A 13,391-nucleotide genomic window follows, 5' to 3' on the forward strand; every position below is an offset into this window, starting at 1 on the left:
TGCCTTGATATTTGGTGATTTATCACCCTCATCGGCAAGCGCCCACATGAATTACCTGATCAAATTGTTAAAGAGCTTATCGAAGGTCGTTGCCGTTCGATGTGGGCGTATCATACCTGTATTTTTTATTTGGTCAAGCGCTTAAATTAAGTTTTTGCAGGATCACGAAAGTCGACTAGCACTTCTCCACCTGAAAACACCTTGCTCAACAGCCTACTTCAGCACAAGCAGAGACTCAAACAAACAGCCCGCCTTGGCTGGATAGCTTATCAAGAGAGAAGAGAATCCTGAATCTCGGCAGACCTTGATCCAGCGCAAGCCGATCGATTTCCTGATCATTACACTGGACTGAAGCTTAAAAATTCAAGCACCTAGCGTAATTGATATTAAATTGAAAAACCGCAGGGCTGGACAGTGCTACTCATGCAGGGGGATCAAAAAATGAAAATGGTGAGAAAAATTCTGCCAAGCATTATCGCTAGCGCAGTTTTTACGACTACGGGCATCGCTGGAGCCGAAGATGGCTTTGAAGACTATCGCAACCGTTTTGAGCCACTGCCCTACCTCCCTCCCATTCCCACCAACAACTCACTTACGGAAGAAAAAGTTGAGCTGGGTAACATGCTATTTTTTGAACCAAGGATCTCATCAAGCGGTGTCATCAGCTGCGCCACCTGCCACAACCCAGCATTAGGCTGGGCAGACCGCATCCCACGTGCAGTAGGCCATGAGGGCCAAGTAGGCGAGCGTAATACGCCAACGGTTCTTAACAGCGGTTTTTTGGGGGCGCAGTTCTGGGATGGTCGTGAGCCAGACCTTGAAGGGCAAGCTCTTGGCCCCATCGAAGCCGAGGTTGAAATGGCCATGGCTCTTGAGACGGCATTAGATCGTCTGACTGAATTCGAGCTCTACCAAGAGAAATTTGCTGATGCCTATCCAGATGATGAAGACCCCATCAATGCAGACAACCTAGCTAAAGCCTTAGCCACATTCCAGCGAACCTTGAATACTCCCAACTCTCCGTTCGATCGCTATTTACGCGGAGACATAAGTGCCATTAGCGATCAAGCAAAAGAGGGGATGGTAGCTTTTGTAGATAACGGCTGTATCGCTTGCCACAGCGGTCCAGCCTTCACAGATAGCCGTTTCCACGCAATCCAGGTGCCAGGTTCCACAGATCTTGGCCGTTATTTGGTAACAGGAGAAGAATCCGATAAATACCGCTTTAGAACACCAACGCTCAGAAACGTAGCGGTAACCTATCCCTATATGAATAATGGTGCGACTGAAACGTTAGAAGAAGCAGTAGCTATCATGGGGCAAGAAATGCTTGGTCGTGAATTCGATGAAGCCACTATAGATAACATTACTGCGTTTCTTCATACCCTAACCGGCAAAATGCCCGACTTTGAGGTTCCAGCGCTCCCCTAACACCGGTGTAAAGCTGATACCGTCGGCCTAGGCCGACGGTATTTATTAACTGAAACTTTACAGCTTCAAGGTATCGCCATACACACTCTAAACACGGTAAGTTTCTAAACGCAGCAAAAGCTCTGCACGACGCTTTTCATTAGTAAAGGCCTCTTCAATGGCATTACGGTTTAAAGTGCAGAACAGATCCGCATCCCAACCAAATGCGTCTGCACATGCCATATGATTAGTCAGCAAACCTCCACCGAAATAAGCAGGATCATCAGAACTAATAGTTACTTTTAGCCCCTCTGCCAACAACTTAGGTAGGGGATGGTCACGTAGCTGCTCAACTACTTTCAAGCTTACATTTGAGAGAGGGCAAACAGTCAATACTACCTGCTGCTCACGGAGGCGTTGCACAACATCACTACTCTCTAAACAACGCACACCATGATCAATGCGCTGAACATCTAACACATCAAGAGCTTCGGCTATATAATCAGCTGGCCCTTCTTCTCCAGCATGAGCAACACGCACCAAACCCAGCTCTTTTGCCCGTGCAAAGAGCGCCTGAAACTTTCTAGGTGGGTTATTACGCTCTGCGCTGTCTAGCCCAATAGCATCTAAGTACTGCCAATACGGTGCCGCTTGCTCCAGCACCTGAAGAGCCTCGTCCGCAGGGCGGTCGCGCAAAAAAGCCATGATCATGCCAACAGATAAATCAAGCGATGCTTCAGCTTCTTGCTTAGCGCGAAGCAGGCCTGCCATCACAACGTTTAAAGGAACATCGCGCTGAAGATGCGCTTGCGGATCAAAATGCATGTCGATATGCACTACCCCCTCCGCCCGTGCGCGCTTGAAGTAATCCATCGCCAAGTCATAGAAGTCCTGCTCAGTACGTAGGACATTCATGCCGAGATAATAGAGATTCAGGAATCCTTGCAGGTCATCAAACTGGTAAGCTGCTTTTGCTTCACTGATCGTTGCATAAGGAAGCTCAATATTGTTTCGTTTAGCAAGCTGAAACATCAGCTCAGGCTCAAGGGAGCCTTCAATATGTAGATGGAGCTCAACTTTTGGCAATTTACGTAAAAAATCATGCATAGCGGGCTCCTTTATAGCTCACTGCGGTAGCGGATTATGCATTCCAGTATCAGTAATTAGCCGACCTTCATCAAGCTGCCAATAAAACTCAACGCCAGGTAAAAGCGAGACATCATCTACTTGATGAACAAAGTAAATCACTGTTTTATTACCAAGCCACTGATCTAATGAATGGGCAATATGCTTTGCTGTTTGCGCATCAACACCTGCAAACGGCTCATCCAACAACACCATATTTGGACTGCGCAAAAATAAGCGCGCCAAAGCAACCCGCCTTGCTTGTCCACCGGAAAGCTGTTGCCCCTTCTCACCTACCGGGGTATCCAGCTGTTGCGGTTGCCGCTGCGCCCAATCGCTAAGCGCAACCTGAGCTAGCGCACGCCATAGCTGCTCATCGTTCGCATCAGGGTTAGCAATACGTAAATTTTCTGCTAGAGAACCATCGAACAAATCCACCTGTTGCGACAGCATGGCAAAGTTCGCTGCACGGCTATCGGCTAATACCTCACACGGGGCACAATCGGATACGCTAACTTCACCGCTAGTAGGGGAAATACGCCCCATCAGTAGTTGCGCCAGCGTCGATTTACCCGCTCCAGAAGCTCCAGTAATAACTGCTCGTTTCGTGGAAGGAAGAGTCAAAGAAACCGTATTGACGGCAGGCTCGAGCATATCCGGATAGCGAAATGAAACATTGCTAAGGCTAACCAAGGGCCCACTACAAGAGGTAGGTAAGGTAATTTTCCCAAGGTTTGCGGGGCTCGTTGACAGGGCATTGAGCCGTTTGACAGCAGCGTGGCTAGCCCCTAATTTTACAAAGGCTGCCGGAAGCACACTAAAGGCTTCATTTACACCTAATAAAATTAACACTGCCATCACTAAGATTGGCCCACTCACATGCCCCTCTAGCATAGCGACACTGCCCACCCACAGTACGCTTATCACTAGTATGCCTGTTACCAAAGAAACCGCAGCATTACCAAGCGCAGTTTTAAACACTAAGCGTCGCTGATTCGCCGCGGCATGCACTTCCTGGCAGGAAATTTTCTGCTGATGCCATGCACTAGTCCGATAACTCATTAGCTCTGCGGAGGCCTGCACTTGGTCGAGTACTAAGTGGCGCAATTCCCTTTGATCGCTAGTCTGCTGATAGCTATTAGCGAACCCGAGCCAAGCAGAGCCTAACGTGATCATTAGCCACAGCGCCCCAAGCGTAACCACAACAATGATGGCCACCCCAGGCATCCAAATAGCTATAAAAGCTGGCACAGCCAGAACACATAACAGAGCGACTACCGGTGGCATTAGTAGACGCAGGTAGAGATTATCCAGTGTATCAATATCTGCTGTGAGTCGACTCAACCAGTCACCAGCCCGGCTACGACGCAAACTAGTATCATCTAGATGCGTTAAGTAGCCAAAAACACGAAAGCGCAAATCCGCCAACAGCGTTAATACCGTATTGTGGTTATATAGGCGCTCAACATAGCGCACAACCGTTCGCAACAATGCAAAAAAACGAATACCGCCACCTGGCACGTAAATATCCAGTGAAGACGGCAAGCCTGCGGCTAACGCGATACCAGCAAGCGCGCAGGCAGCAATAAACCAGCCCGACAAACCCAATAGCGACAATCCCGCTATGAGCGTTACCCATATGAGGATCGCACCTAATAAAAAACGCTGCCGACGGCGTAGTAAAAGTCTGAGCCAGGGTTTGAAATCTTGGTAGGCTTGCTTCATGGGGCCACCTCTGTGAGTGTGCCCATTTCACACATAAAGTGCCTATTGGCAACAGCAACGATGGCTGGGTGATGCGTCGCAACTACGAGCGTACGCCCCTCTCTGGCCCACGACAATAACGCTTGAATAACAACCTGTTCGGTTGAAGCATCCAAACTCGCTGTTGGCTCATCTAACAATATTAACGACGCTGAACTCAGATAAATGCGTGCAAGGGCAAGTCGCTGGGCCTGACCTCCTGATAGCCCAACACCCCGCTCACCAATGGTACTTTCAAGCCCAGCAGGCAATGCTGCTAATAGCTGCCCCAACCCAGCCTGCTGCAGCGCTTGAACCATTGCTTCAGCATCTGCGGCTGGGCTAGCTAACCGCAGGTTATCTGCCAAACTTCCCTGAATAATGCAGGGGTTTTGGTCAAGCCACGCCACTTTTGACGCTTTTCGACGATAGGTACCACTAAGGGGAGCCATAAATCCTGCCAACACTGCCAAGAACGATGACTTACCACTGCCCGACTCCCCCGTAACAGCAACAACATCACCCTCAAAAATCGAAACATTTACCGCTTGGAGCGCCAGCTCTCGGCCTGAATAACCTATGCTTGCGCTTGCAAGCTCACACACTGCGCCTGGCCCCTGTGGCTTTGCCAAGTATTCAGGCACCAAGCTCGGTTCGTTATAAATCACAACCAAGCTTTCAGCAGCGCCTAGTGCTGCCGCACGGTCGTGGTAGTGCTGGGAAAGCGTACGTAAAGGCTGGAAAAACTCAGGTGCCAACAAGAGGACAGCCAGACCACTAAATAGCGTAAGCGACGGTGATGGGCCGTAATCGATATAGCCCAGCAGGCCAAAACCTACATACATGGCAACAACGGCGATCGCCACTGACGCAAAAAACTCAAGCACTGCGGAAGATAAAAATGCCAACCGTAAGGTACGCATACTTAAGCGGCGATACTCATCAGTGGCATACCACACCATTCGCTGCGCAGATTGGGTATGGCCAAAAAGCTGCAGCGTTGTCATGCCGCGTACGCGATCAATGAAGTGTGCGGATAAGCGAGAGACTGCTTTGAACTGGTCTTGATTCAAACGCTCTGCCCCCATGCCCACTAAAGCCATAAAGAGAGGGATAAGCGGTGCTGAAAGAAACAAAAAAATGGCGACTAAGTAGTCCAGCCATCCCACTACACAGACAATAGCTAGCGGCAAGGCCACCACAATGCGCAGCTGAGGGTAGAAACGAGCAAAGTAGCCATCCAGCGTATCGACATGCTCAACCACTTGGGTAGCCAGCGCGCCACTTTGTTGCTGAGTTAACCAGACAGGACCAAGCTCAGCGATTTTAGATAAGAGTTCGGCCCTCGCGAACAAACGAATTCGTAGGCTGGCCTCAGCACTCAACACCTCCTGCGCTGATTGAAAAACTGCGCGAAGCCCTACTGCAGCAGCAAGTGCCAAAAATAGCGGCACAAACTCTGCCGGAGAACGGTCATGAACAACTAACTGCTCGATCAGCCAAGCCAGCCCCACCACTAGTACAACCGTTTGAACTCCCGCCAAAACGCCACACACTGCCGCGCCGGTTAATCTTTTTTGCTCGCGCTTTGCAAGCGAAGAAAGCCAACGGCGCGGCGTTATGGGCATCATCTTATCTTGATGACTAGCAGGCATACGCTCAGTGATACCCGTCCCCAACCCGTACCTTGCCGCGGAACACCCAGTATGTCCAAGCGGTGTAAGTGAGAATGATAGGAATGACAAATAACACGCCAATCAACAAGAAAAGCTGCGACTCCGGCGCAGATGCGGCGTCCCAAAGTGTGTAGTTAGGGGGCACAATCACAGGCCACTTACTAACAATCAAACCCAGGTAGGTGAAGACATAGATGCCGATGGTAGCCAGGAACGGCACACCCTCGCGCCGCGTTTTCACTGAACGATAGACAATAAAAGCACAGGCAAGCGCCAAGAATGGGAAGATCCATATAAGCTGAATATTACCAAACCAACGCTCCCACACCAGCGGGTTCACAAACGGCGTCCATATACTAATAATCCCAAAAACGAGCAGCACAAGGGCCAATAACATGGGAGTAATCTTATAAGCCCAGTCTTGAATATGTCCCTCTGACTTCAGAATTAACCAAGTCGCCCCGAGCAAAGCATAACCCGCCATCAGACCAAGACCAGTCAATATAGAAAATGGTGTCAGCCAGTCGAATGGGCCGCCCACATAGGCGAAATTTTCAACGGGGAAGCCCTGAATATAGGCACCTACTACCGCCCCCTGGGCAAAGGCAGCAATCGCAGATCCCCAGCAAAACGCTCGGTTCCACCAGCGACGGTTACGACGCGACTTAAAACGAAACTCAAAGGCAACACCGCGGAAAATCAACCCCGCCAACATGAGAAAAACGCCAATATAAAGTGCTGGCAGAAATACCGAGTAGACCAGCGGAAAGGCGCCCAACAATCCTGCTCCCCCCAGTACTAGCCAAGTCTCATTACCATCCCAGACAGGCGCCACAGAGTTCATCATGACGTCACGAGCATCTTCATCAGGAGCAAATGGATACAGTATCCCAAGCCCCAGATCAAACCCATCCATCAGTACGTACATCATAATGCCAAAGCCGATGATGAACGCCCATATTAGCGTTAAATCAAACATTTCCATGTTTAGCTCCTGACTGGATCAACGTCATCATCGAAAGGGGTATGCGCTGCAGAAAGCGGGCGCATGGGACGATGGAAGTTATCACCCACTGTTTCACGCTCTTCTTCGGGCAACATGCCATTGCGTACGACACGCGTGAGGTAGTAAACGCCTGCATAAAACACTACCCCGTAAACTAATATGTAACCAATTAAGGTAAATAACGCCATGGGGCCGGTTAGTGAGGGTGTTAAGCCCTCAGCATGAGTCATCATGCCATATACCAACCAGGGCGCCCGACCAGTTTCAGTGACGATCCAACCTGCCAAGACCGCGACAAACGGCATGGCAATCATACCTACCAGAGATTTTAGAAATAATGGCTGCGTATAGATGCGCCCTTTGCGGCGTAAAATCAGGCCTGTCAACGAAACTGCAATCATTAATAAGCCAATTCCAACCATTACCCTAAAGGCCCAAAAAACAATCAATACGGGTGGCTGCTCTTCCGGCGGAGCTTCACTAATTCCTGGTATCTCACCATCGACCGAGTGGGTCAAAATAATGCTCGCTAAGTTAGGGATGCCGAACGCAAAGTGATTGGTTTGCGCTTCTTGATCGGGTATCGCAAATAACAGCAGCGGCACATTGGTTGATGTTTCCCAGTGCCCTTCCATTGCGGCAACCTTTGTAGGCTGATGCTCCAATGTATTCAGACCATGAAAGTCACCGATAACAGCTTGAGTCGGCGCCAAGAACAACAGTAACCAAAGGCACATTGATAGTGCACGTCGATTCGCTTCAGGGTCACGATTACGGAGCAAGAACCATGCACTCACTCCCGCCACAACAAAGCCACCCGTCAGAAAGGAAGCTACAGCCATGTGCAGGAAGCGATAAGGGAAAGAGGGGTTAAAAATCGCTTCAGTCCACGAAATAATATGGAAGCGATTATCAATTAACTCGACCCCTGCTGGCGTGTGCATCCAGCTGTTCGCCGAAAGGATCCAGAATGATGAGATAAATGTACCGATGGCCACCATAATGGCGGCAAACAGATGCACTCCCTGGGGTACTTTTCCACGACCAAATAGAAGCACACCAAGAAAAGCGGCCTCTAAAAAGAAAGCGGTGACCACCTCATAACTCAGGACAGGTCCAAGAAAATTTGATGCCGCTTGGGAGAAATTACTCCAGTTAGTACCAAATTGGAAAGACATCACGATGCCTGACACCACGCCCATACCAAAGACAACGGCAAACACCTTTGTCCAGAATAGAGCAAGACGATCCCAGGCAGGGTTCTCGGTCTTGTAAAACAGGCCATGAAGTAGCGCTATATAGGACGCTAAGCCGATCGTAAAGACAGGGAAAATCGCATGAAACGATACAACGAATGCAAACTGCAATCGCGATAACAACAGGGGATCAAGTTCCATCTTACTCTCCTAAGACATGGATCGGTTTCCCACCTATGGGTTAACACAAGCTTAGTTGAGCCTTTGTGGCGCGACATTTTAGTTATAAGCACTAAGCCTATTTTTTTCTAAGCCTATTTTTTGATTGCTTATGGGCCGTTGCAATCAACTTAAATTGGACATTCATCATATAACATCAGCTGACCGTCCAAGATGTGTCGCATTGACGCATATCTTCAGTGAAATATCTTCAGTGAATTAAGAGAGTAGTACTAAACTCACCAGATAACCTGTGTACGCTATAAATAACAAGAACAACACTCCGCCCTCAACACGATTAATACGACGCGGGCGCCCTCGCCACGAGAAGGCGAATAGCACCATTAGAAGCGTCATAACGGTCATAACGCTCCAGTCTCGCACCAACACTTCGCGCCCCACTTCAATAGGATGAATAACCCCTGCCAACCCAACAACTGCCAAGCTATTGAACAAGTTGGATCCCACTACATTCCCCAGCACCATGTCATGCTCTTTACGGCGTAGAGCACTAATAGAGGAAGCCAGCTCAGGTAAGGAAGTGCCTATAGCCACCACCGTCAGCCCAATAATGAGATCACTGACACCAAAGCCAACAGCAATCTCAACAGCGCCCCATACTAATAGGCGTGAACTAGCAATTAGCAGCACTAGGCCAACCAGGGTCCACATTATCGCCTTCCCACGGGAAAGAGCTTTACTCTCTAACGTTTCAGCGACCTCCCCCGTCAATGGATCATCCTGCTGAGCACGGGAACGAACGATGCTCACGCCAATAAAAAGCACCAGTCCGCAAAGCAACAAAATGGACTCCCAGCGAGAGATCCAGCCATCAAACAGCATATAGCCAGTTAATAGCATAATGGCTACCAAAAGCGGCATCTCTTTGCGAATGACGTCTGAATGAACGGCCAATGGCGCTATCAGCGCTACAAAGCCAAGCACAAGACCTATATTCGCAATATTCGAACCGTAAGCATTACCCACCGCCAGCCCTGGATTTCCCTGCATAGCAGCTAGCACTGACACGGTCATTTCGGGTGCCGATGTCCCAAAACCAATCACAAGCATGCCAATAAGCAGCGGCGAAAGCCCCAGCCAATGAGAAGTAGCTGCCGCACCGTCGATGAATTTTTCCGCACTCCAAATTAAAAGAGCTAGCCCTACCAACACTGCTATGCAGGCGAGTAACATTTCAGTTCCTTAATGACATGATGTTAGGCACTATCGCGGCTGCATCCTTGTCCAAGCTAGTGCATACGTCAAGTACAGTTTTCTATCGACTTGACAGTCAAGCGTATCCACCGTATTGGTTTTACTACTCAACGCACTGAGAACTTGCTGTTGCCCCATTTCTCATTAAAAAATCGCCCATCGGTGTCAGTTAACACACCACTGGTTGACCGCACACCACCTGAGCTACGCGCTCAACGGAGGCGGCTGCGCGCTTGTCATGAGTGCGATTGGGTATCAGCACTCCCCCCTCTTAAGTCCGGGGAAAAAGCATCGTGCCCACGCTGCTCTCATACGCTGGTTAAACGCCACCGCTATCCCGCTCAACGCAGCATGGCATTGGCCATTTCAGCGCTTATTGCGTTGCTTGTGGCGGTCTCGTTTCCCTTCGTTAGTTTCAGCATAGGGGGAGTGGGCAACCGAATTGAGCTTTCACAAACAGCAACTACCTTAATAGCTTTTCATCAGCCTGTTGTGGCGATTGCAGTTATCATGACAATCATTGTGCTGCCTGCAGTTTATCTTATTGGGGTTATTTGGCTTCAGTACGGGCTTTTAAGCGGCAGGCATATGTCATTTAGCCGTGACATTGCGCGATCACTGGCCCACCTAACCCCTTGGATGATGGCTGATGTATTCATTATTGGCGCGCTTGTCAGCCTTATAAAAATAGCGGGTATGGCACAAATCGAGCTGGGCATCTCATTTTGGTCGTTTTGTATTTTTGCAGTGCTACTCCTTATGACGACTCAATCTCTGGATGCAGACTGGATGTGGTTCTCTTTGGAAGGCGAACCCCTCGCCCCAGAAGGAACGAAAACTGGCGCAACCGGCTTTAGCCAAGGGGTAACAGGATGCCCTACCTGCGGCTTAGTGAACCGGCTATCTCACAGCGGCGAAAAAAACCGCTGCACCCGTTGTAATGAGAAGCTACACCAGCGATTACCACATAGCTTACAGCGTACTTGGGCACTGCTATTTGCAGCCGCTGTCATGTATATCCCTGCTAACGTATACCCTATTATGACCACCACTAGCCTGGGGCATGCCATGCCTTCTACTATCATCGGCGGTGTGGTGCACTTATTGCAGATGGGTTCCTGGCCAGTAGCCTTGGTTATCTTTGTTGCTAGCGTTATCGTACCCGTGGGCAAGCTTATGGCCTTGACGTGGCTATGTTTTGCTATCAAGCGTAGCAATGAACTAAATGCCCAAAGCAGAACCAAGCTTTACAGAATCACGGAATTTATTGGTCGCTGGTCAATGGTCGATGTCTTTGTTGTTGCCATACTGGTAGCACTGATACGGGCAGGCTCCCTGATGTCGATTACCCCTGGACCAGCCGCACTCGCTTTTGGCTCAGTGGTTGTGCTCACCATGCTTGCTGCCATGACGTTTGATCCACGCTTGATTTGGGACGCTCCGCCTCCACGCTCTACTCGCCGTGAAACGGCCGCCAAGGAACCTGTTGATGGCTAATGATGTGATTCACAAAAACAGCTCGACATCCCCTGAAGAGAACGACCTACACAGAGCTAAGGCATCACCACAAACAAGGCTTTCCCCAATTTGGATTGTACCTATTGTGGCTGTCATTATTGGAATGTGGTTGGTCTATGACACCTACTCAAGTCGTGGCACTCTCGTTACCCTGAATATGGATAGTGCCGAGGGAATCGAGGCTGGAAGTACACTAATCCGCAGCCGTAGCGTAGAAATAGGAAGAGTGCAGAGCGTGCGTCTTTCAGACGATCTCTCACACGCAGTAATGACTGCCCGCATTCAGCCTGAGGCAGAGGCTATGCTACGTGATGATAGCCGCTTCTGGGTGGTCAAACCCCGTATTGGTCGGGAAGGTATCAGCGGTCTTGGCACCGTACTTTCAGGCGCTTATATACAGCTTGAACCGGGCAGATCAGAAGAACCACGCCGTGAGTTTCAGGTTAGTGATGTCCCACCTGTAGCGCCATCTGGGCAAGCTGGTCTACAAATTAGTTTAGTGAGTCAATTGGGTAATTCACTACGCGTCGGAGACCCTGTCTCCTATCAAGGCTATACCGTTGGTCGTGTTGAAGACACACGCTTTGAGCCCGAGTCCCGCACCATGCACCATCAGGTCTTCATAGAAGAGCCTTATGCACAGCTGGTTACTGACAGCACCCGTTTTTGGACATCCAGCGGTGTTGATTTTCGTTTGGATGCTGACGGTTTCCGCGTCAATGTAGGGTCACTTGAAGCATTACTGGGCGGTGGTGTCACTTTTGGCGTGCCAGAGGATCTACCAATGGGACAACCAGCAGCAGCCAACTCCAGCTTTAGTTTATATGCGGATGAAGACAGCGCTCGCGAAGGCACCTTTAACCGCTATTTAGAGTATGTGCTGTTGGTTGATGATACGGTCCGAGGCCTTTCAAGAGGAGCACCTGTCGAGTTTAGAGGCGTCCGATTAGGTACCGTTGCAGCAGTGCCTTGGAATTTCACCGCTCCGCAGCCAGGCTCCCGCGCCCAGTTCGCCATACCAGTACTCATTCGAATTGAGCCACAGCGCTTGGGTATTGAAAACTCGGACATTGATTTAGAAGAGTGGGAGGAGCGCTTCACTCGCATGTTTAATTTAGGTCTACGGGCATCTCTAAAAAATGGCAGCCTGCTTACAGGCGCCCTCTTTGTCGACCTTAATTTTCAGCGTGATTTAGCAGGCGAATATTTGGCTGAATCTTTCTCTGAGCGCACTGTATTCCCAACCGTGGCGGGCGGCTTCGCCCAAATCCAAGCCCAAGTGACTAACTTACTGGACAAGCTTAATGCGCTTGAGGTGGAGCCACTGCTAGCTGGCCTTGACCGGAACTTACAAGCCTCCGAGAGCGTACTAAATGAAGTCCGCAACGTTAGCGCTTCCATTAATCAGTTACTGAGTGATCCCGAGACCCAGGCAATGGGAGGCAATTTAAACGCCACGCTGGATGAACTACGTAGCACACTACAAGGGGTCTCACCGTCATCCCCTGCTTATCAAGAATTAACCAGCGCTATAGAGCGCCTTGACCGCTTAATGCGCGACTTACAACCGCTCACGCGTACGTTGAACGAAAATCCCAGGGCATTACTATTTGATAACCTGGATACTCAAGACCCAATCCCTCGTGCTCCTCGTTAACAAGGACTGATAATGCGTACTACGGCGCTCAAGGTTATATCACTGCTCAGTTTAAGCATGCTGCTCTCTGCTTGTGCGAGTAGCGTTACTCCACCAGCACGCTACCTACTCCCCAGCAGTCCAATGCTAAGCGCACCTGCACACCCTCAGGGCACACTCCAGGTGCGTTCACCACGTTTAGCACACTACCTGGATGTTGATGGAATCGTCATGCAGTTAAATGACATCACTCTCAACGAGGCACGAGAACACCAGTGGGCAGAAAGTATTGGCCGCCAGTTGGAACGCTCGCTGCGATCTCATCTTGCTCAAGAGCTAACGACTATCCAGATAGTACGAGATGATGGTAGTGCGGCCAATGCTATGACGTTACTTTTGGAAATCGATCAATTCCAAGGTAGATACGATGGCATGGCTGTTGCCAGCGGACAGTGGCAGTTAAGAGGCGCTAATAATGAGCTTCTGACCCTAAAGAGTTTTTCGGCTGAAAGCGCACTCGATGAAGATGGCTACCCGGCACTGGTTCGCGCACTGGGTGATAGCTGGAGCAGTGTTGGAAGGCAAATTGCACACCAAATTCGCCAAGGCAACTATTTCGACTAAGCTAAGCACAAATACCGCGCCCC

10 protein-coding genes are annotated in these 13,391 nt (G+C 49.8%); 4 read left to right on the forward strand and 6 right to left on the reverse strand.

Annotated features, from left to right (window positions below; genetic code table 11):
* Nucleotides 1-441 precede the first annotated feature (441 nt).
* Complete coding sequence (locus CPA45_RS14545) at nucleotides 442-1,431, forward strand: cytochrome-c peroxidase (RefSeq protein ID WP_096652665.1); 990 nt, start codon at nucleotides 442-444, stop codon at nucleotides 1,429-1,431.
* An 87-nt stretch (nucleotides 1,432-1,518) separates the two neighbouring features.
* On the opposite strand, the gene CPA45_RS14550 is transcribed toward CPA45_RS14545, so the two are convergent.
* The 6 genes from CPA45_RS14550 to CPA45_RS14575 all read right to left on the reverse strand — a co-directional run bounded on the left by CPA45_RS14550 (nucleotide 1,519) and on the right by CPA45_RS14575 (nucleotide 9,569).
* Nucleotides 1,519-2,517, reverse strand: coding sequence for an adenosine deaminase (locus tag CPA45_RS14550; protein WP_096652667.1), 999 nt, complete (start codon nucleotides 2,515-2,517; stop codon nucleotides 1,519-1,521).
* Between the two features lie 18 nt (nucleotides 2,518-2,535).
* Nucleotides 2,536-4,260 (reverse strand): thiol reductant ABC exporter subunit CydC, encoded by a 1,725-nt coding sequence (gene cydC / locus CPA45_RS14555; protein WP_096652669.1) that lies wholly within the window; start codon nucleotides 4,258-4,260, stop codon nucleotides 2,536-2,538.
* Nucleotides 4,257-5,906 (reverse strand): thiol reductant ABC exporter subunit CydD, encoded by a 1,650-nt coding sequence (gene cydD / locus CPA45_RS14560; RefSeq protein WP_422822039.1) that lies wholly within the window; start codon nucleotides 5,904-5,906, stop codon nucleotides 4,257-4,259. The genes cydC and cydD overlap by 4 nt, the downstream gene beginning before the upstream one ends.
* 31 nt (nucleotides 5,907-5,937) lie before the next feature.
* Nucleotides 5,938-6,939, reverse strand: coding sequence for a cytochrome d ubiquinol oxidase subunit II (cydB, locus tag CPA45_RS14565; protein ID WP_078087705.1), 1,002 nt, complete (start codon nucleotides 6,937-6,939; stop codon nucleotides 5,938-5,940).
* A gap of 2 nt (nucleotides 6,940-6,941) precedes the next feature.
* Complete coding sequence (locus tag CPA45_RS14570) at nucleotides 6,942-8,357, reverse strand: cytochrome ubiquinol oxidase subunit I (protein ID WP_096652671.1); 1,416 nt, start codon at nucleotides 8,355-8,357, stop codon at nucleotides 6,942-6,944.
* Nucleotides 8,358-8,594: 237 nt separating this feature from the next.
* Nucleotides 8,595-9,569 carry a calcium/sodium antiporter gene (locus CPA45_RS14575; RefSeq protein WP_096652673.1) on the reverse strand — a complete coding sequence of 325 codons (975 nt, stop codon included), beginning with the start codon at nucleotides 9,567-9,569 and terminating at the stop codon, nucleotides 8,595-8,597.
* 150 nt (nucleotides 9,570-9,719) lie between these two features.
* On the opposite strand from CPA45_RS14575, the gene CPA45_RS14580 reads away from it, so the two are divergent.
* From CPA45_RS14580 to CPA45_RS14590, 3 genes are read left to right on the forward strand one after another with little or no spacing between them, the layout of a single operon-like run.
* Nucleotides 9,720-11,087 carry a paraquat-inducible protein A gene (locus CPA45_RS14580; protein WP_096652872.1) on the forward strand — a complete coding sequence of 456 codons (1,368 nt, stop codon included), beginning with the start codon at nucleotides 9,720-9,722 and terminating at the stop codon, nucleotides 11,085-11,087.
* Nucleotides 11,080-12,765 carry an intermembrane transport protein PqiB gene (gene pqiB / locus CPA45_RS14585; RefSeq protein WP_096652675.1) on the forward strand — a complete coding sequence of 562 codons (1,686 nt, stop codon included), beginning with the start codon at nucleotides 11,080-11,082 and terminating at the stop codon, nucleotides 12,763-12,765. Before CPA45_RS14580 ends, pqiB begins: the two co-directional genes overlap by 8 nt.
* 12 nt (nucleotides 12,766-12,777) lie before the next feature.
* Nucleotides 12,778-13,368 (forward strand): PqiC family protein, encoded by a 591-nt coding sequence (locus CPA45_RS14590; RefSeq protein WP_096652677.1) that lies wholly within the window; start codon nucleotides 12,778-12,780, stop codon nucleotides 13,366-13,368.
* Nucleotides 13,369-13,391 lie beyond the last annotated feature (23 nt).

It is taken from the genome of Vreelandella nigrificans (genome assembly GCF_002374315.1).
Lineage (GTDB): Bacteria > Pseudomonadota > Gammaproteobacteria > Pseudomonadales > Halomonadaceae > Vreelandella > Vreelandella nigrificans.